General features: G+C 69.6%; 21 protein-coding genes. 8 read left to right on the top strand and 13 right to left on the bottom strand.

Annotated elements, in window-relative coordinates; all coding sequences use genetic code 11:
* The first annotated feature begins 9 nt into the window (after positions 1-9).
* Genes AB8P05_RS15605 through AB8P05_RS15590 form a run of 4 tightly spaced genes read left to right on the top strand, consistent with a single transcriptional unit; the run spans position 10 to position 1,716 of the window.
* A complete protein-coding gene (locus AB8P05_RS15605) occupies positions 10-663 on the top strand; it encodes an AMP-binding enzyme (protein WP_472760143.1) in 654 nt (217 codons plus the stop codon).
* Positions 664-708: 45 nt separating this feature from the next.
* Positions 709-933 (top strand): MbtH family protein, encoded by a 225-nt coding sequence (locus AB8P05_RS15600; RefSeq protein ID WP_472759993.1) that lies wholly within the window; start codon positions 709-711, stop codon positions 931-933.
* Position 934: 1 nt separating this feature from the next.
* Positions 935-1,570, top strand: a complete 636-nt coding sequence (locus AB8P05_RS15595) for a thioesterase II family protein (RefSeq protein ID WP_472759992.1) — start codon at positions 935-937, stop codon at positions 1,568-1,570.
* Positions 1,531-1,716, top strand: a complete 186-nt coding sequence (locus AB8P05_RS15590; RefSeq protein ID WP_472759991.1) for a hypothetical protein — start codon at positions 1,531-1,533, stop codon at positions 1,714-1,716. Before AB8P05_RS15595 ends, AB8P05_RS15590 begins: the two co-directional genes overlap by 40 nt.
* A gap of 121 nt (positions 1,717-1,837) precedes the next feature.
* On the opposite strand, the gene AB8P05_RS15585 is transcribed toward AB8P05_RS15590, so the two are convergent.
* Positions 1,838-2,014 (bottom strand): CsbD family protein, encoded by a 177-nt coding sequence (locus AB8P05_RS15585; protein WP_472759990.1) that lies wholly within the window; start codon positions 2,012-2,014, stop codon positions 1,838-1,840.
* A 203-nt stretch (positions 2,015-2,217) separates the two neighbouring features.
* Here AB8P05_RS15585 and AB8P05_RS15580 point away from each other — a divergent pair, with 203 nt between their 5' ends.
* The 3 genes from AB8P05_RS15580 (at position 2,218) to AB8P05_RS15570 (ending at position 5,968) form a co-directional block, all read left to right on the top strand.
* Positions 2,218-2,715, top strand: coding sequence for a MarR family winged helix-turn-helix transcriptional regulator (locus tag AB8P05_RS15580; RefSeq protein WP_472759989.1), 498 nt, complete (start codon positions 2,218-2,220; stop codon positions 2,713-2,715).
* Complete coding sequence (locus AB8P05_RS15575) at positions 2,712-4,406, top strand: FAD-dependent oxidoreductase (RefSeq protein WP_472759988.1); 1,695 nt, start codon at positions 2,712-2,714, stop codon at positions 4,404-4,406. The genes AB8P05_RS15580 and AB8P05_RS15575 overlap by 4 nt, the downstream gene beginning before the upstream one ends.
* Positions 4,407-4,642: 236 nt before the next feature.
* Entirely contained in the window at positions 4,643-5,968 is a 1,326-nt protein-coding gene (locus AB8P05_RS15570; RefSeq protein WP_455173298.1) for a solute carrier family 23 protein, read from the top strand.
* A 134-nt stretch (positions 5,969-6,102) separates the two neighbouring features.
* On the opposite strand, the gene arsH is transcribed toward AB8P05_RS15570, so the two are convergent.
* The 10 genes from arsH to AB8P05_RS15520 all read right to left on the bottom strand — a co-directional run bounded on the left by arsH (position 6,103) and on the right by AB8P05_RS15520 (position 15,082).
* Positions 6,103-6,858: an arsenical resistance protein ArsH gene (gene arsH / locus AB8P05_RS15565; RefSeq protein ID WP_472759987.1), complete on the bottom strand. Its 756-nt coding sequence runs from the start codon at positions 6,856-6,858 to the stop codon at positions 6,103-6,105.
* Positions 6,851-7,924: an ACR3 family arsenite efflux transporter gene (gene arsB, locus AB8P05_RS15560; RefSeq protein WP_472759986.1), complete on the bottom strand. Its 1,074-nt coding sequence runs from the start codon at positions 7,922-7,924 to the stop codon at positions 6,851-6,853. The genes arsH and arsB overlap by 8 nt, the downstream gene beginning before the upstream one ends.
* Positions 7,925-7,937: 13 nt before the next feature.
* A complete protein-coding gene (arsC, locus tag AB8P05_RS15555; protein ID WP_472759985.1) occupies positions 7,938-8,372 on the bottom strand; it encodes an arsenate reductase (glutaredoxin) in 435 nt (144 codons plus the stop codon).
* Positions 8,369-8,899, bottom strand: coding sequence for an arsenate reductase ArsC (locus AB8P05_RS15550; RefSeq protein WP_472759984.1), 531 nt, complete (start codon positions 8,897-8,899; stop codon positions 8,369-8,371). The genes arsC and AB8P05_RS15550 overlap by 4 nt, the downstream gene beginning before the upstream one ends.
* 54 nt (positions 8,900-8,953) lie before the next feature.
* Complete coding sequence (locus AB8P05_RS15545) at positions 8,954-9,310, bottom strand: ArsR/SmtB family transcription factor (protein WP_455173293.1); 357 nt, start codon at positions 9,308-9,310, stop codon at positions 8,954-8,956.
* A 90-nt stretch (positions 9,311-9,400) separates the two neighbouring features.
* Positions 9,401-9,586 carry a hypothetical protein gene (locus AB8P05_RS15540; protein ID WP_472759983.1) on the bottom strand — a complete coding sequence of 62 codons (186 nt, stop codon included), beginning with the start codon at positions 9,584-9,586 and terminating at the stop codon, positions 9,401-9,403.
* The gene (locus AB8P05_RS15535; protein ID WP_455173291.1) at positions 9,583-10,731 is read right to left on the bottom strand and encodes a PepSY-associated TM helix domain-containing protein; all 1,149 of its coding nucleotides are present in this window, start codon (positions 10,729-10,731) and stop codon (positions 9,583-9,585) included. Before AB8P05_RS15535 ends, AB8P05_RS15540 begins: the two co-directional genes overlap by 4 nt.
* 10 nt (positions 10,732-10,741) lie before the next feature.
* A complete protein-coding gene (locus AB8P05_RS15530) occupies positions 10,742-13,240 on the bottom strand; it encodes a TonB-dependent siderophore receptor (protein WP_472759982.1) in 2,499 nt (832 codons plus the stop codon).
* 177 nt (positions 13,241-13,417) lie between these two features.
* The gene (locus tag AB8P05_RS15525; protein WP_472759981.1) at positions 13,418-14,443 is read right to left on the bottom strand and encodes a FecR family protein; all 1,026 of its coding nucleotides are present in this window, start codon (positions 14,441-14,443) and stop codon (positions 13,418-13,420) included.
* Positions 14,444-14,557: 114 nt separating this feature from the next.
* Complete coding sequence (locus tag AB8P05_RS15520) at positions 14,558-15,082, bottom strand: RNA polymerase sigma factor (RefSeq protein ID WP_472759980.1); 525 nt, start codon at positions 15,080-15,082, stop codon at positions 14,558-14,560.
* Positions 15,083-15,393: 311 nt separating this feature from the next.
* Here AB8P05_RS15520 and AB8P05_RS15515 point away from each other — a divergent pair, with 311 nt between their 5' ends.
* Complete coding sequence (locus tag AB8P05_RS15515; protein WP_472759979.1) at positions 15,394-16,914, top strand: AMP-binding protein; 1,521 nt, start codon at positions 15,394-15,396, stop codon at positions 16,912-16,914.
* A 17-nt stretch (positions 16,915-16,931) separates the two neighbouring features.
* Here AB8P05_RS15515 and AB8P05_RS15510 read toward each other — a convergent pair whose 3' ends face one another.
* Both AB8P05_RS15510 and AB8P05_RS15505 read right to left on the bottom strand, forming a co-directional pair.
* Positions 16,932-17,357, bottom strand: coding sequence for a PAS domain-containing protein (locus AB8P05_RS15510; protein ID WP_472759978.1), 426 nt, complete (start codon positions 17,355-17,357; stop codon positions 16,932-16,934).
* Between the two features lie 51 nt (positions 17,358-17,408).
* Positions 17,409-18,404, bottom strand: a complete 996-nt coding sequence (locus AB8P05_RS15505; RefSeq protein WP_472759977.1) for a PDR/VanB family oxidoreductase — start codon at positions 18,402-18,404, stop codon at positions 17,409-17,411.
* Positions 18,405-18,481 lie beyond the last annotated feature (77 nt).

Raw genomic sequence — 18,481 nt, 5'->3', positions numbered from 1 at the left:
CTGGACGAGGTGCGCGTCGCGCTGGAGTCCCTGCCGGGCATCGCGGAGGCCGCGGTGGTGGCCGTTCCGGAGGCCGGCGGCGGCCTGTCCCTCGCCGCCTTCCTGCGCGGCGGCGGCGAGGCCCTGCCGTCGGCCGCCGATCTGCGCGCCCGGCTGGCCGAACGGCTTCCCGGCTACATGGTGCCGCAGCGCTTCCATGCCATCGCCGAGCTGCCGCAGACCGCCAACGGCAAGCTCGACCGGCGCCGGCTCGTCGTGCTGGCGCAGGAGGCGGGCCGGGCGACGGCGGAGGGCGGCGCCCCGGCGACCGACCTCGAACGGCGGATCGCCGCCATCTGGGCCGAGGTGCTCGGACGCGACGGGGTCGGCATCGACGTCAACTTCTTCGACCTGGGCGGAAGCTCCCTGACGCTGGCCCGCATGCATGGGCTCGTCTGCGCCGCCATCGGCCGGGACTTCCCGCTCGTCGATTGCCTGCACCACACGACGGTGCGGGTGCTGGCCCGCCATCTCGCCGCCGGCACTGCCGGGGATGGCGGGGATGGCGGGGCGGCCGCCTCCACAGCGCCTTCACTCGCCGCCCCCGAACTCGACGAGGCGGACCGGCGGGCGGCCCTGCGGCGGCGGATGTTGAGCCGTGCGGAATCCAACGCGGCAGAGTAGTATTCACCCCAGCGAACACTCTCGGAAAAAGGAGCGCAACGCGCCATGAACGGTCAGGACGCGAACCGCGAGGACGACACCATCTACACGGTCGTGATGAATGACGAGGAGCAGTATTCGATATGGCCGGAATGGCGGGAGCTGCCGATTGGCTGGCGCAGCGCCGGAGTGAGCGGCACCAGGGAACGCTGCCTGAGCCACATCGACGAGGTGTGGACCGACATGCGCCCCCTGTCCCTGCGCCGGCGCATGGCCGCCGCGGGGGAATGACATGGACGGTTCCCCGTGGTTCGCCACGCCGCCGGACGACGGGCGGCTGCCGGTCTTCTGCCTGCCCTATGCGGGCACCGGCGCCGCGGTGTTCGCCGGCTGGCAGGCGCACCTGCCGGCCTCGCTGGCTCTCGTCCCGGTGCGTCTGCCGGGACGGGAGGGCCGGCTGGACGAGCCGGCCTTCGACCGGATCGAGCATCTGATCCCGGCGCTGGCCGACGCGGTGGCACCCCACGCGCGGACGCCTTACGCCCTTCTCGGCTGCAGCATGGGCGCGCTGATGGCGTTCGAACTGGCCCATGCCCTCAAGAGACGGGGATTGCCCGAACCGGCCTGCCTGATCGGCGTTTCCGCCGTGCCGCCGCATCGGGTGCCGCGCCGGCCGCCGATCGCGCATCTCGACGACGCCGACCTGCTGACCGCCGTGCAGGCCCGCTACGGCAGCATTCCCGACGAGGTGATCGCCGTGCCCGAACTGCGCAGCCTCGTCGCCCCCCGCTGCGCGCCGATCTGGCGATGTTCGAGCGATATGCCGCCGAGCCGGACCGGAAACCCCTGTCCTGCCCGGTCGCCGCCGTTGCCGGCGTTTCCGACGCCATGGTTCCGCACCAGCTCCTGCTGGGCTGGGGCGAACTGACGGTGGGGCCTTTTGCCCCGATCCTCGTGCCCGGCGGCCATTTCGTGGCACGCGAGACGCCGGAGCGCGTGCTCGCACCGCTGGTCGACGCGGTGTCGCCGCTGCTCCCCGAAAGGAGTCCGGGCACCTCGGCCATGGCGGTCTGACGGCGCCCATCGCTTGACGGTGGAACAGGCGCCATCCGCGCTTGCCGCCTCAAGAGGGCTGTAGGTTGGACCTGCTGCCGGCGGGTCCCGCGGCGGAACGGGCCGCGGGACCGCGATGGCGTCAGTTGTCGCCGCGCAGGGCGTCCTTGGCGCCGCCGATGACGTTTTTGGCCTTCCCCTTCGCCTTGTCGGCCGCACCTTCCGCCTTCATCTTCTCGTCGCCGGTGACGTCGCCGACGCTCTGCTTGACGCTGCCCTTGGCCTTGTCCATGGCGCCTTCGGCACGATCCTTGTCCATGACGTCCTCCTCATGCGGGGAATGGCCGGGAGGCTCCCGGCCTTCCCTGCTATCAACCCCGCCAACCGCCCGTTTGTCGCCGACCCCGACGACGAAACATGTGCGGCGTCCGAAACCGACATCACGGCGGCCGGCCGGACGGAACAAGCCTCGCCCATCGCTGTTTGGACAACATGTTGTCATGACGACAGGGTGTTGCTCCGATGACGCGGCGACAGGATCCGGTCAGCGTCCGCGATCTGGTGCTGACGGTTTTCGAAACGAACGGGCGGCTGGTGGAGGCCGGCAACGAACTGGTGCGCCCGCTTGGGCTGACTGCCGCATGGTGGCAGGTTCTGGGCGCGCTGGGCTATTCGCCGGGGCCGCTGCCGGTCGCCCACATTGCCCGCAACATGGGCCTGAGCCGGCAGGCGGTGCAGAGGGTCGTCGACCTGCTCGTTGACCGCGGTCTCGTCGCTCTCGAAGACAATCCGCATCACCGGCGCGCCAAGCTCGTCGTCCTTACCCCGGCCGGACGCAAGGCCCTGGAAGGCGCCGAGGCGGCGGTCGTGCCGCTCGACCGCGCGATCCTCGAGCGGATCGGCGCCGAGCGGCTCGAGACCGCAGTCGCGGTGCTTCGCGAAATGAACACGGTCATCGACCGGACCTTCGAGGCTGCCGCCGTTGCCGCCTCGCCCTCCCCCGAAGAGAAAGCGCAATGAGCATGGTAACCGGACAGGAACAGCTTGATGCAGAGGTCATCATCGTCGGAGGCGGGCCGATCGGCCTGACGACAGCCTGCGCGCTCGCCCACCACGGCATCGATTGCCTGCTGCTGGAACAGCGTCGGCAGCCGAAGGAGTATTCACGCGCCAACAACCTTTGGGCCCGCCCCCAGGAACTGCTCGCCAGCATCGGCATCCGCGATGCGATTGCGGAGAAGTCATACAGGATCACCCGGATCAACACGCTCCTCAACGGGCGCCCCGTCGACCCGATCGAGATCGCCGACGTGCCCAGCCCCTACGGTCCCGTGCTCTACAGCGGGCAGGACGTGATCGAGACCACCTTGTCGGAACAGGTCCTGGCGAAGGGCGGCAGGATCGAGCGCGGCCGCAAGGTGACCGGCTTCGCGCAGGATGTGGACGGCGTTTCCGTGAGTGTCGCTCCGGCGGGAGAGGACGACGAAGAGGAGGCCGCCGGGCCGGCCGACACGCTGCGCTGCCGCTATCTGATCGGCGCCGACGGAGTGAAGGGCTTCATCCGCAAGGAACTGGGCCTCGACTTCGAGCCGGAGAAACTGCCGAATTGCATGAACAGACAGGTCGACGCCAAGCTTCACTGGCGACGCTCCCTGGACAGGGACCATCTCTGGTTCTTCTACTACCCGAGAGGCTTCTGCGGCGTTCTGCCGGTCTGGGAAGGCTATCATCGCCTGTTCTTCCTGGCGGACGACACCGGCATTCCCGACCGCGATCCGACGCTTGAGGAAATGCAGGCGATCGCGCGCGAGGTGACGGAGGACGAGACGCTGACGCTGAGCGATCCGATCTGGTTGACGCACAGCCGCTTCCAGCACGGTGCCGCGGCGCACTACGCCAAGGATCGCGTGTTCCTCGTCGGGGATGCCGGACATGTTTCCCTTCCCGCCGGCGGCCAAGGCATGAATGCCGGCTTCCACGACGCGATCGGGGTGGCATGGCGGCTGGCGATGGCCTTGCGGGGCAGGGCGACGCCGCTGCTGCTCGACTCCTACGATGCCGAACGGGGCGGGGAGCATCGGCGGCTCGACGCGCAACAGCTCCGCGGCTTCCAGAACAGTGTCTATCGCGGTCCGGTGAAGGATGCGATCATGGACATTGCCGCCAGAGTCCTGCCCAACATCGGGGCGCTGATCCAAGGCAGCGCCGATCTGCAGCAGCTGACGGTCGCCTACCCCGACAGCCCGCTCAACGAGGACCATCTCGCCGGCATCAAGGACGCGCTGCATCGGCACATCCCCAAACCGGGGGAGCGCGCTCCGGACGCGACGCTGATTGCCGCCGACGGCGCCTCCACAACCCTGTTCGAGCACCTCTACAACCCCGACGGAAGGAGCTGGGGCTGGTCGCTGCTCGGCTTCGACGGCCGCCGGCCGGATGCCCTGGACGACCTGCGACGGGCGTTTGCGGAGGTCGCGGGATGGGACTGGATCCGGCCGAGGCTGGTGCTCGCGGCCGCGATGCCGGAATCGGGTGACACGCCGGCTCTGTCCGACCTGGACGGCGAAGCCCATGCAGCCTACGGAATCGGCGGCGAGGCCGCCCTGGTCCTGGTCCGGCCCGATGGGCACATCGCCTATCGCGGCCGGCCGGACCAGCCGGAACGGCTTGCCGCATATTGCAGGAAGCTGTTCGGCGCGCCCGAAGCCTGATCGGCGCCGTGAATGGCGGGGCGATCTCTCTGCTCCGCCATCTCCCTGCGGCAAAGCGGGCAGTTCGAATAAAGATGTGGCGTGACGGCCGCGCGGGGGCCAAAAAGCGGGCCTCGTACCCACGGTGAAGGCATCTGCCGGTCAAGATTAATCGAACGATCAATTTTATCCGGCCGGGTATCGCCCGGGACATTCCCGGCGAGAGCGCCTTCCCCACAGATTCGGACAGATTTTCCATGGCAGATTTCTTCCCGCGCTGGCCGCTTGCGACCGGCCCCGTCGTCCAGCCGGACGAGCGCCTTCCCTGGGGCTCGACGCTGACGCTCGGCATCCAGCATCTCGTCGCGATGTCCGGCTCGACCATCCTCGGGCCGCTGCTGATGGGGTTTGATCCAAACCTCGCGGTCCTGTTCTCCGGCATCGGCACGCTGCTGTTCCTCGTTCTCACCGCCGGACGGGTGCCGAGCTATCTGGGCTCCTCCTTCTCGTTCATCGCGGTGGTGATTGCGGTGACCGGTTACAGCGGCCAAGGCCCCAACCCGAACATCGGGCCGGCGCTCGGCGGCATCATCGCGGCCGGGGTGCTCTATACCCTGATCGGCCTGCTGGTGACCCGGACCAGCACCGGCTGGATCGAGCGCCTGATGCCGCCGGCGGTGACCGGTGCGGTGGGGGCGGCGATCGGCCTCAACCTGGCGCCGGTCGCCGTCAAGGGCATCGAGGGGACGGGCCCGCACATCATCGTCGCCCTGTTCACGCTGGTCGCCACCGCCGTCATCGCGGTCTATGCCCCGCTCGCCATCCGGCGGCTCTCGATCCTCGCCGGCATCGCCGCGGGCTATGTCTTCTATCTCATCCTGGCCAACGGCTTCGGCCTCCTGCCGCCGGTCAGCTTCGCCGAGTTGGCCGCCGCTCCCTGGTTCGGCATGCCGGAGTTCCGCACCCCGACCTTCGATGCTGGCGCCATGGCCCTGGTCGCCCCCATCGCCTTCATCCTGGTGGCCGAGAATCTCGGCCACATCAAGGCCATCGGCGCCATGACCGGGCGCAACCTCGACCGCTTCATCGGCCGCGGCTTCATCGGCGACGGCATCGCCACCGTGGTCTCCGGCGCCGGCGGCGGCACCGGCGTGACCACCTACGTCGAGAACATGGGGGTGATGGCGGTCACCCGCGTCTTCTCCACGCTCATCTTCGTCGTCGCCGCGGTCGCTGCGATCCTTCTGGGATTCTCGCCGAAGTTCGGCGCCCTGCTGCGGACCATTCCGGCACCGGTGCTGGGCGGGCTGGCAACCGTCGTCTTCGGCCTGATCGCCGCGGCGATGGTGCGCCTGTGGGTCGACAACCGCGTCGATTTCGCCGATCCGCGCAACCTCATCACGGTCGGCGTCACGCTGGTCCTCGGCGCCGGCAACTTCACCGTCTCTGCCGGAGGCTTCTCCATCGGCGGCATCGGCACGGCGACGATTGCGGCACTCGGGCTCTACCAGCTGCTCGGGATCGGGCGTTCGCGCGAAGCCTCCCCCAGCGCGTCCCGTCCGGACCCGGCGACGCTTCACTGAGGTCGGGACATCCCGCGGGGCGTCCGTGACGGCGCCCTCGCAAGCTCGGCAGGCAGGCGGACGCGGTCGCTCCGCCGTGCCGCCATTGCCTGGGTTGCCGTCACGCCCTGCGTTCACCGCTCATCGTTCACCGCTTATCGTTCACCGCTCATGGCGGCGGCGGCCAGGGCCTGCGCCTCGGTTTCGGCCTTCAGCCCGGCCTCGCGCCGCTCGCTGTAGCGGTCGGTCAGATGGTCGCTGCGGTCGCGCACCAAGAGGGTGAACTTGACCAGCTCCTCCATCACGTCGACCACGCGGTCGTAATAGGGCGACGGCTTCATCCGACCGGCCTCGTCGAACTCCTGATAGGCTTTGGCGACGGAGGACTGGTTCGGAATGGTCACCATCCGCATCCAGCGGCCCAGCACCCGCATCGCGTTGACCGCGTTGAAGGATTGCGAGCCGCCGGAGACCTGCATCACCGCCAGCGTCCGCCCCTGCGTCGGCCGGATGCCGCCGCTTTCCAGCGGCAGCCAGTCGATCTGGCATTTCAGGACGCCGGTGATGGTGCCGTGGCGTTCCGGGCTGACCCACACCTGCCCTTCCGACCATTGCGACAGGGCGCGCAGCTCCGCCACCTTGGGATGGTCGGCCGGCACGCTGTCGGGCAGAGGCAGGCCGTGGGGGTCGAATATGCGGGTTTCGGCCCCCATGCGGCGGAGCAGCCGGGCCGACTCCTCCGCCAGGAAGCGGCTGTAGGACCGCTCCCGCAACGAGCCGTAGAGCAGCAGGATGCGCGGCGGATGGGTGGACGGCCGTGCCGGCGTCAGCCTGTCGAGGTCGGGCACCTCGAGATAGGGTTCGTCCAGGCTCGGGAAGGAGTCGGGTCCGGCGGTCTCGATGTCATGCATGGGTGCGTCCCTCGTACCAGGGCTTGGTCGCCTTGACGATCTTAACCACCGACAGCATCACCGGCACCTCGACCAGCACGCCGACCACGGTGGCGAGCGCGGCACCCGAGCCGAGGCCGAACAGGCTGATGGCGGCGGCGACCGCCAGCTCGAAGAAGTTGGAGGCGCCGATCAGCGCCGCCGGCGCCGCCACGCACCACGCCACCCCGAACCGGCGCGACAGCCAATAGGCAAGCCCGGCATTGAAATAGACCTGGATCAGGATCGGCACGGCCAGCAGCAGGATGACCAGCGGCTGGGCCAGGATCTGCTCGCCTTGGAAGCCGAACAGCAGCACCAGCGTGGTCAGCAGCGCCACCAGCGACACCGGCTGGATCAGGTCCAGCGTCCGCTTCAGCGCCGGCTCGCCGCCGGTCGCCAGCAGGCTGCGGCGCCAGAGCTGGGCGGCGACCACGGGGATGACGATATAGAGCAGCACCGACAGCAGAAGCGTGGCCCAGGGCACCGTGATCGACGCCACGCCCAGCAGCAGCCCGACCAGCGGCGCGAAGGCGAAGACCATGATGATGTCGTTCAGCGCCACCTGGCTCAGGGTGTAATGCGGCTCGCCCTCGCACAGGTTCGACCAGACGAAGACCATGGCGGTGCAGGGGGCGGCGGCCAGCAGGATCAGTCCGGCGATGTAGGAGGAGATCTGGTCCTGCGGCAGAAGCGGGGCGAACAGGTTCCCGATGAACAGCGTGCCCAGCAGCGCCATCGAGAAGGGCTTGACCGCCCAGTTGATGAACAGCGTCACCCCGACGCCGCGCCAATGCTCGCTGACCCGCCCCAGCGCGCCGAGGTCGATCTTCAGCAGCATCGGCACGATCATCAGCCAGATCAGCACCGCCACCGGCAGGTTGACCTGGGCGACTTCGGCCGCGGCGATGGCCTGGAAGACGCCGGGCACCAGATGGCCGAGCGCGATGCCGGCGACGATGCACAGGGCGACCCAGACGCTGAGATACCGTTCGAAAAGCCCCATGGCGGGGCGGGCCGCCGGGGCGGCGTGGATGTCGGTGGTCATTGATCGGTGTCCGTCAGGAGGCTTTGCCGATGCGCTGTCCGGCGGCATCGACGACCTGCTCGCCGTCTTCCTTGGCGAAGGCGCCGCGCTGGGCATCGGGGAGGATGTCGAGCACCGCCTCGGACGGGCGGCACAGCCGCACGCCGAGCGGCGTCACCACGATCGGCCGGTTGATCAGGATCGGGTGGGCCATCATGGCGTCGAGCAGCCGGTCGTCGCCGAGCGCCGGGTCGCCGAGCCCGAGTTCGGCATAGGGCGTGCCCTTCTCGCGCAGCACGGCGCGCATCGGCACGCCCATGCGGCGGATCAGATCGGCCAGCTCGTCGCGGGTCGGCGGAGTCTTCAGATACTCGATCACCGTCGGCTCGACGCCGCTGTTGCGGATCAGCGCCAGCGTGTTGCGCGAGGTGCCGCAGGCCGGGTTGTGGTAGATGGTGACGGGCGTCATCGCGCCGCCTCCGGGGTGGCGGACGCCTGTCCCATGTCGTCAAGCTTGCGCTTCAGCGCCAGACGGTCGAGCGAGGCGATGGGCAGGCTGACGAAGGCCTGGATGCGGCGCTGGATCTGCCCGAACACCGTGGCGGTGAAGGCGGCCTTCTCAGCGTCGGTGCCCTGGGCGCTGGACGGGTCGGGAAAGCCCCAATGGGCGGTCATCGGCTGGCCGGGCCAGACAGGGCAGACCTCGCCCGCGGCGTTGTCGCAGACGGTGAAGACGAAATCCATGTGCGGGGCGTCCGCCGCCGCGAACTCGTCCCAGGTCTTGGAGCGCAACTCCGCCGTCGGGAAGCCCAGCCGTTCCAGCAGGTCATGGACATAGGGGTTGATGCGCCCGGACGGCTGGCTGCCGGCGCTGAAGCCGCGGAAGCGGCCGCTTCCGCCCTTTTGGCCCTCCCGGTTCAGCAGGCATTCCGCCATGACGCTGCGGGCGCTGTTGTGGGTGCACAGGAACAGGACATTGTAGACGCGGTCGGTCATCGCTGTGTCGCCTTATCCATGCCGCGGCGCGCGCGGCGGTCGGGGTGGGAAGGCTCAGGCGTCGCGGTCGCACCCGGCGGAACCGCAGAGGACGGCCTGGGTCAGGTCGGCGGAGCAGAGTTCAGGACGGCCCTGGCAGCAGTCCTCCATCAGGAAGGCGATCAGCCGGCGGGTGCCCTCATAGTCGGACGCGTAGAAGATCTGCCGCTGCACCCGCCAGGAGCGGAGCAGGCCGGCGCGTTCCAGCGTCGCCAGATGATGGGACAGGGTGGAGGCGGGAACCCCCACCCGCTGGGCGACCTCGCCGGCCGTCAGCCCGTTCGGCCCCACCGTGATCAGCAGGCGGAACACGGCCAGACGGGTTTCCTGGGCAAGGGCGGCGAAGGCGTCGATGGCGGTCTTGGTTTCCATGTTTCGACCATAGTCGAAATATAGGCCGATGGCAAGCGGGCGGCGGTTGGACCGCCGCCGCATCAGGACGCCGTCTTCAGGGAGGCTCCCTCAACGCTCGCGCTTCCGCCAGGACCAGGCCGCGGCCAGCACGGGGACCGACAGAGCCGCCCAGGACACGGCGTCCACCAGACCGTCGTCCAGCAGGGCGGTGACCAGCCCGGCGGCGGTGACCAGCGCGATGGCCGCGGGAATGCCGAAGATTGCCGGCAGGGGCAGGGAAGCGCGCGGCTTCATTCCGCGGCCTCCCCGGCGACGGCCCGCAGGCCGGACCCCGCGGTGGCGTTTTCCTGTGCACCGCGGCGGCGGGCGATCCACAGATAGAGACCGCTGCCGAGGATGAGGATGGTCAGCACGTCCAGCACCGCCCACAGGATCTTCATCGGCAGCCCGCCGTAATCGCCGAAATGCAGCGGCTGCGACAGCCGCAGCGCCAGCATGTACCAGGGCATGGAGCGCATGTCGGTGAAGGCCCCGGTCTCCGCGTCGATCAGGGCGGGGGTCAGGATCCGGCTGGTGGCCGGCGTGGCTCCCTTCAGCCACACCGCGTAATGGTGGTTGCTGGAGAAGCGCACGCCGGGGAAGGCGACGAATTGCGGGCGCATGCCGGGGGCGGCTTCCATGGCCGTGCGCACCGCCGCGTCGACGGAGGCGAAGCGCTCCGGCACCGGCTTGCCCGCGTAGGGGGCGATCATCGCCGCCAGCTCGTTGGCGCGCCAATAGGCGACCAGCGGCACCGACAGGGTGTTGATGACGCCGGTCAGCCCGACCACCACCACCCACATCAGGGTGACGATGCCCAGCATGTTGTGCAGGTCGAGCCATTTCAGCCGCCGGCTGCGCCCGGCCCGCACCGTGCCGAAGGACAGCTTGCGCATGAAGGGGGCGTATATCACCACGCCCGACAGGGTGGCGAGGAACAGCAGGAAGCCCATGAAGCCTAGGAACAGTTCGCCCGGCAACCCTGCGAACATATCGACATGCAGGCGCAGCATCACATGCATGAAGCCCTTGTCATCGTTCAGGTCGGCCAGGATCCGCGTGGTGCGCAGGTCGATGGCGGAGATGTGCATCTGCGACACCGGCGGGCGGGCGCCCGGTCCGGTCGTGACGTTCACCACCGGCCGGTCCACGTCGAAGCTGAGGAACAGCGGGCGCTCGCCGGGGTAGGTGGCCAGCGCTGAGGCCACCGCCTCGTCCAGCGACTTCAACGGCGTGTCGGCCGGCATCTGCGGCAGATTGTCCTCCGCCGTCAGCGCCTCGATCTCGTCATGGAAGATCAGCGGCAGGCCGGTCAGGCACAGCAGCAGCATGAAGACCGTGCAGATCAGGCTGGTCCATTTGTGGATCAGCGTCCAGATCCGGATGGTTCGGTTGGTCATCGGGCACCCCTCATGCCGCCGTCCTGCCTTGGCCGGTCACAAATCCGGCTTCAAAATCGACCGACACCGACAGCTTCGCCGTCAGCGGGCTGCCCTGGCTGAGGTAGCCGCCGGCGGCCGACGCCCAATAGGCCTTGTCGGTCACGTTCTCCACCGCCGCCCGGACGGTGACCGGACGGTTCTGGACGTCGGCGATCATCCGCGTGCCGATGTCGAAGCGGGTCCAGCTCGGGATCTTCAGCGTGTTGGCGGTGTTGAGATACTGCGATCCGGTGTGGATCACGCGCCCGGTCAGCGTCACGGTGGGGAAGGAGGCGGGGAGGAAGGGCAGGTCCCATTCGACGTTGGCGTTGAACTGGTGGCGCGGCACCCCGACGGCGTCCTTGCCCTCGGTCGCGGCGCTGCCGGTGTCGGTCAGCTCAGGATCGATGAAGGTGGCGCCGCCCAGCAGCCGGACGCCCTGCACCGGTTCGCCATACAGCATCAGCTCGATGCCGCGGTTGCGCTGTTCGCCGGACACGCTGTAGATGCGGGTGAACGCGTCGGTGACGCCGCTGGGCTGGGTGGTCTGGAACAGCGACAGCGAGCCGCCGAAGCCGCCGAAGTCCAGCTTGCCGCCGACCTCGTACTGGACGGAGCGGTAGGGCTCGAAGATCTCCCCGGAATTGGCCGCCGTGGACGGGGCGGTCGGCCCCTGCGCCAGCCCCTCGATCCGGTTGGCGTAGAGCGACAGCTCCTTGACCGGCTTCACCACCAGCCCGACCACCGGGGTCAGCGCCGACTGGTCGTAGTCGGAGGTGCGGGCGCCGTTGGCCCGGTTGTAGCCGCGGACCTGGATGTTCTGCTGGCGCAGTCCGACGGTGACCATCACCCGGTCGTCCAGGATCGACAGCGTGTCCGACGCATAGACGCTGCGCAGCACCGACTCGCTGACCTTCGGCGGATCGCCGACCATGCCGCTCGACGATGTCGTCGCCGGGCGCGGGAAGCCGACCATGTTGTAGAGGTTGATGGCGGTGGTCGTGCCGAACTCGAAGCCGTTGTTGTTGGTCGTCCGCAGCGCGGAGGCGCCGGCATTCAGCTGGTGCCTGACCGGGCCGGTGTGCAGGTCGGCGCGGATGCCGGCTTGGCCGGTGCTGGTGAAATCCTCGCGCGGGACGGTCAGGCGCCTGACCGTGCCGGTGCCGTCAACCCGCGTGACGGTGGGGGAGGCATAGTCGCCGTCCTCGCGCATGCTGCGCATGCCGAAGGCGCCATAGGCGGTCAGGTTGGGCAGGATGTCGTATTCGGCGCGGATCTGTCCGAAGGTGTCGCGCATCTGCGAATAGCTCCAGGGCTGCGCATAGTTCTGCGAAGCCGACGGAACCGCCGGGACGAAGTTGCCGAAATAGACCACGGGGCGGCCCTGCTCCACCCGCTGGGTCTGGGTGCCGACGTCGAGCGTCACGCGGGCGCGCTCGCCGCGATAGTCCAACGCCAGGGAACCGAGCTTCAGCGTCCGCTCCTCGTCGTCGATGGCGGTTTCGCCGCCGCGGACCGCAGCGTTGACGCGCACGCCGAACTGGTTGGCGTCGCCGAAGCGGCGGCCGACGTCGGCGGACAGGCCGAACCGGCTGTCCATGGCATAGCCGGCGGTCAGGCGGGTCAGCGGCTCGTCCTCCGCCCGCTTGGGCACGAGGTTCACGCCACCGCCGATGCCGGACCCGCTGGGGGCGGCCCCGTTCAGGAAGGCATTGGCGCCCTTCAGCACCTCCACCCGTTCGAACATGTGGGTGGCGACGATCTGGCGCGGAGCGGTGCCGTAGAGGCCGTCGACCGACAGATCCTCGCCCGCCAGCTGGAAGCCGCGGATGACGAAGCTCTCCGCGAAATTGCCGTAGCCCAGGCTGCTGCGCACCGCCGGGTCGTTGGCCAGCACGTCGGCGATGGTCTCCGCCTGCTGATTGCGGATGGTCTCGGCGGTATAGCCGGTGACGCTGAAGGGCACGTCCATGGCGTCCTGGTTGCCCAGCGCGCCGATGCGCCCGCCGCGCGCCACCTGCCCGCCGGCATAGGCCGGGGGCAGGGCGCTGGGACCGGTAACGCCCCTGTTGCCTTCGATCTGCACCGGATCGAGCTGGACGGCGCCGCCGGCGGCCACGCGCTCGACCGTCACGGTTTCGGTGTTGAGGAAGCGGGCGGCCAGCCCGGTGCCGGACAGCAGGCGGTTCAGCCCCTCGCGCGCGGTCATCGATCCGCTGACGCCGGGAGAGCCGACGCCCTGGGTGACGGCGCCGGGGGTCAGCACCTGGATGCGGGTGGCGGCGGAGAAGGCGGCGAGCGCCCCGTCCACCGACTGCGGCGCGATGGCGAAGGTCACCGCACCTGCCGGGGCCGTTTGCGCCACCGCTGCTGGAACGCTGGACAGCAGAAAGCCCGGCGCGATCAGCACCGTCGTCGCTAGCAGCCGCCCCAGGAACGCGCGGCCGAACCGGCCGCCATGGACGCCGCCCCGGCGCCCGGTCGTCACACCCGTCACTTCAAACCTTGCCGATGCCATCGCTCGCCTCTGTCATCCGGTGAGAGACCGCGCCGCTTTCTGCGACTGCGTCTCATTCTCTTCTTTCCCGGACATGACGATGGGCGGGCGGAGATCCCTGGGAAGTTTTTTCAGGCTCCCGACGTTTTTTCCGATCCCCCGCGTTTTTCAGCGCAGCAGGGTCAGGTAGGGGGTGATGTGGGTGGCGCGTACGCCGAGGCCGCGCTCCAGCGCATCGAACACGGCATCCGGCCGGTCGAGCGCGAAGACGCCGGAGACCACGCGCTCCGCCGCCTCGCCGTTCAGCAGCACCACCCGGCCCGGCCATTGCCGGTTGAGCGCGGCGATGACGGAGGCCAGCGATTGCTGACGGAAGACGATCTGGCCCTGCCGCCATGCGAAGGCGACGGCGGGGTCGGCCGGCCGTGGCCCGGTCAGGCCGTGGGGTCCGGCCTCCGCGCTCTCGCCGGGGTGCAGGCGGACGCTGTCGGGCCAGGGGGCGTGGCTGTCGGCATTCCGATGGGCGGCGTTCCGATGGGCGGCAACCTCCACCAGCCCTTCGCCGACGGTGACGGTGGTGCGGTCGTCCTCGCGCCGGACGCTGAACTGGGTGCCCAGCACGCGGGCGGCCCCCGCCCCGCCATCGACGACGAAGGGGCGGTCGGGATCGCGGGTGACGCGGAACCATGCCTCCCCGCGCAGGATGCGGACGCGCCTTTCGCCATCCTGAAAATCGAACGCCAGCGCGGTGTCGCCGTTCATGTCAGCCGTGGAGCCGTCCGGCAGGGTCAACGTCCGGCGCTGCCCGGCGGAGGTCACCTGATCGGCAACGGCATTCTGGTAGAGCGTCGGCCCGTGCCAGACGCCGAGGCCGCCGACCGCCAGCAGGACCGCCATTGCCATGGCGAAGCGCCGGACACCGGCCGCGGCCGGGCGGCGGGCGGGCGCGATGCGGGATTCGGCATAGGCGGCGCGGGCGGGCTCCTTCAGGTCGCGGAGTAGGGTCTGCAGGCCGGCCCAGGCATGGGCATGAGCCGGGCTGCGGGCCAGCCACTCGGCGAAGGCGGCACGCTCCGCCGGGGTGAGGTCGTCGGACTGCAGGCGGAAGAACCACGCGTTGGCTTCCGAGAACAGCCGGTCTTCATCCGCCTCCCCGTCGACCGGTCCTCCGCGCTGTTTGTCCCGATGGTCCATCGCGTCTTGCCGCAAGCTCCTGTTGCCTCGTGATTGGGCTATGTGTCTGATAAGACGACCCGCGCAGGCCGATCCCTCAAAGAAAATGACTTGGCGGGACGGGGATTCCGCCGGTCATCGCGGCGGGCGCCGTTTCATGTGGGCGCGGCATTGCTCCAGCGCCGTGCGCAGATGGTACTCCACCGTGCGCGGCGAGATGCCCAGCCGGTCGCCGATGGCGCGGTAGGGCAGCCCTTCGACATGGTAGAGCAGGAAGACCTCGCGGGTCTTTGGCGGCAGGGCATCGATGGCGCCGCGCAGACGGGCCATGGTCTGGTTCCGCTCCACCACCGCGTCGGCGGCGGGGCCGGCGGCGGGCAGTTCCTCGTCGGGCGGACCGGCCTCGCGCAGGCGCTGGCGCCTGACGGCCCGGCAATGGTCCAGCGCGATGCGGTCGGCCACCACATACAACAGGCCGGCCGGGTTCTGCACCGCCTCGCCGTCGGGCAGGCGGGCCAGCCGCAGGAAGGCATCCTGCGCCAGATCGCCCGCTGCCTGCGGATCGCCGGTCCGCCGTGCGATGGCGCGCTCCACCCGCGGCCGATGCGCTGCGAACAGCTCCGCGATCCTGCGAGCCCAACTGCCGACAGGGCCGGTCATCGGGCGCGCCGGGGACGGGAGTCGTCGGGCAGGGCAGGGCGGGGGCTGTCGGTCACGGAAGCGCGGAATGGCGGAAGCAGGGGAACCGGCACCCGTGGGCTCGGTGCTGCGGGATGCCGGTTCCACCGGTATAGCCGCACCGGACCCAGAATGCGAACCATTCTTATTATCGGAAACCGGTTGTCACGGAGCCGTCTGCCATGCCGTTGAAGCATCCCGCCTTCGCCGTTGATGAGCCTGCCGATTCGCATCTATTGGTCTACAATCAGCAAACCCAGCGGATCGGCCGCGAAAAGAAAGGAACGGCGCCGGTGAACCTCTTCTCCCTTCTCGATCAGGCGGCGGCCCGGTTCCCTGACCGGGGGGCGGTGTACCGCGGCACTGCCGAGGTGCACAGCTTCGCCTCGCTGCGGTCGCGCGCCTTGCGCATCGCCGCGGGATTGCGCGCGGTCGGACAGCCGGGCGACCGCATCGCCATCGCGACGGAGAATGTGCCGGACTATGTCGAGCTGTTCTTCGGCATCTGGGCCGCCGGCATGGCGGCGACGCCGGTGAACGCCAAGCTGCATCCGCGCGAACTGGCGCAGATCCTGGAGGATTCCGCCGCATCCACCGTCTTCGTCTCGCCCAAGCTGGCGGACGGGCTGGAACAGACACTGGCCGGGTCGCCGGCCGCCTCCTGCCGCCGCATCGTCATCGGCGGGGCGGACCATGCGGCGCTGGCGTCGGGGCAGGAATGGGCAGGGCCGGTGAACCCCGATCCGGAGGCGCTGGGCTGGCTGTTCTACACCAGCGGCACCACCGGGCGGTCCAAGGGGGCGATGCTGTCCCACCGCAACCTTCTGGCCATGACCATCGCCCATCTGGCGGATGTCGAGGCGGTGGACGAGGAGTGCAGCCTGCTGCACGCCGCCCCGATGTCGCACGGCTCCGGCCTCTACATGGCGGCCTATGTCGCCCGCGGCGCCCGGCAGGTGGTTCCGGCCTCGTCATCCTTCGAGCCGGCGGAGTTCCTCGATCTCTGCGACCGTCATCCCGGCTGCGGCGCCTTCCTGGCCCCGACCATGGTGCAGAGGCTGCGGCTGGAGGCGGAGCGCAGCGGCCGCCGGCCGGCGAAGCTGCGGTCCATCGTCTATGGCGGCGGCCCGATGTATGTGGAGGAGCTGCGTCGGTCGCTCGCCACCTTCGGCCCGGTCTTAGCCCAGATCTACGGCCAGGGCGAGGCGCCGATGACCATCACGTCCCTGCGCCGCCGCGACCATGCCGCCGACGACGACGCGGTGCTGGGGTCCGTCGGCTTCGCCCGCAGCGGCGTCGAGGTGGCGGTGGTGGATGCCGAAGGCCGACCGCTGCCCCCCGGCGAGGTGGGCGAGATCGTCTGCCGCGGCGACGTGGTGATGGCCGGATACTGGAACAACGCCAAGGCGACGGCCGAGGCCCTGCGCGACGGCTGGCTCTACACCGGCGACATGGGATCCTTCGACCGGCGCGGCTACCTGACGCTGCGCGACCGGTCGAAGGACGTCATCATCAGCGGCGGCACCAACATCTATCCGCGCGAGGTGGAGGAGGTGCTGCTGCGCCACGCGGACGTTGCCGAGGTCTGCGTCACCGGCCAGCCCGACCCGGAATGGGGCGAGATCGTCGTCGCCTTCATCGTCGCCGAACCCGGCCGCGAGGTCTCGACCGACAGCCTCGACGCCCACTGCAACGCCGCCATCGCCCGCTTCAAGCGCCCCAAGCGCTACCTGTTCGTCGAGGCGCTGCCGAAGAACAACTACGGCAAGGTGGTGAAGCGCGAGCTGCGCGAGCGTCTGGTTGCCGGTGCATAGGGCGGCGGAGAGCCGTCTCAGCGCCCGGCCGCCTGCCGCCGCAGGGTCTTCAACTCCTCGAAACGGGCGGTGACGTCGCGCATCACGGCGGCCATTCCCATCATCGTCCCGTCGGCGCCCTTCAGGGGCACGATGGTGAACTCGACGGAGATGCGGCTGCCGTCCTTGCGCGTCGCCGGCACCGACAGCAGGTCGCCGCTGCCATAGCGGCTCACCCCCGTCTGCATCACCTCGTCATAACCCTCCCAGTGGCGCTGGCGCTGGCGTTCGGGGATGATGATGTCCAGCGACTGGCCGAGCGCCTCTTCCGCGGTGAAGCCGAACACGCGCTCGGCCCCCGCATTCCAGAGCCGGATGAGGCCCTCGCGGTCGGAATAGACGATGGCCTCGGCCGGGCTGTCCAACAGCGCCAGCCCGAGACGGTGCAGGTCTTCCTCGTTCATGGGTCCTCCCAATGTTTGATGGCCCAGTACTTCGTGGTGACGTGTCAGGGATCAGAGGTCCAACACCAATCTTGCGCTTCGGGCACGCGACACGCACAGCATCATCGACTTGCCGGCGGCGCGCTCGGCATCGGACAGCACGCTGTCGCGGTGGTCCGGTTCGCCCTCCAGCACGGCGGTCTCGCAGGTGCCGCAGATGCCCTGCTCGCAAGACGAAGCCACCGCAACGCCCGCGGCGTCGAGCGCTTCCAGCACGCTGGTCCCCGGCAGCACCGTGACGGTCACGCCGGACCGGGCGCAAACCACCTCAAAGCTGTCGTCCGGTGCAGCCTCCCGCACCGGCTCCGCGCGCGGCGCGAACCACTCGAAGCGCACGTCGTGAGCCGGCCCGGCAGCGGCGGCAACCGCTTCCATCAGCCGTTGCGGGCCGCAGCAATAGACCGGCACAGCGGCGGGCGTGGCCGCGAGCAGCGCCTCCACCGCCAGTCTCCGGCCTTCGTCGGCGGCATGGACCTCGACCCGGCCGCCGCCGGTCCGGCTGTCCGCCAACGCACGGAGTTCCGGCAGGAACGGCGCCGCGGCCGCGCTGCGCACGCAATAGTGAAGAGCCCAGCCGGCCCCCCGCCGCGCCGCCGCGCGGATCATCGGCAGCAGCGGGGTGATGCCGATGCCCCCGGCGATGAACAGATAGCGCGGCGCTTCGTCGAAGCGGAAAGTGTTGCGGGGCAGGGCGATGGCGATGTCGGTGCCGGGTTCCAGATCCCCGTGGATGAAGCGCGATCCCCGTCCGCCCGGCAGGTTCAGAACGGCGATGCGGTAGGCATGCCGGTCCGCCGGATCGCCGCACAGCGAATAGGACCGCATCGCCCCGTCCGGCAGCTGGACGTCGATATGGGCACCCGGCTCCGCCGGCGGCAGCAGGTCTCCGCCGGGATCCCGCAGTTCGACCATCAGGACTTGCGGCGCGACCCTTTCCAGACGGCTCACGCGCAGCGTCCGTGTCGTCTGGGGCGAGCGCCCCGGCGTTTCCTGCTGATCCCTGCTCATCGTCCCACCTGCCTTGAGATTGCCTGGTCCTGATCGGTTCTGGCGCTTGGTATGCCAGATCCAATCGAGGCAGCCTA

Source organism: Azospirillum sp. VT-I1 (genome assembly GCF_055698305.1).
The sequence above is the reverse complement of the archived record's forward strand: the minus strand, read 5'-3'. Positions and strand labels throughout refer to the sequence as shown.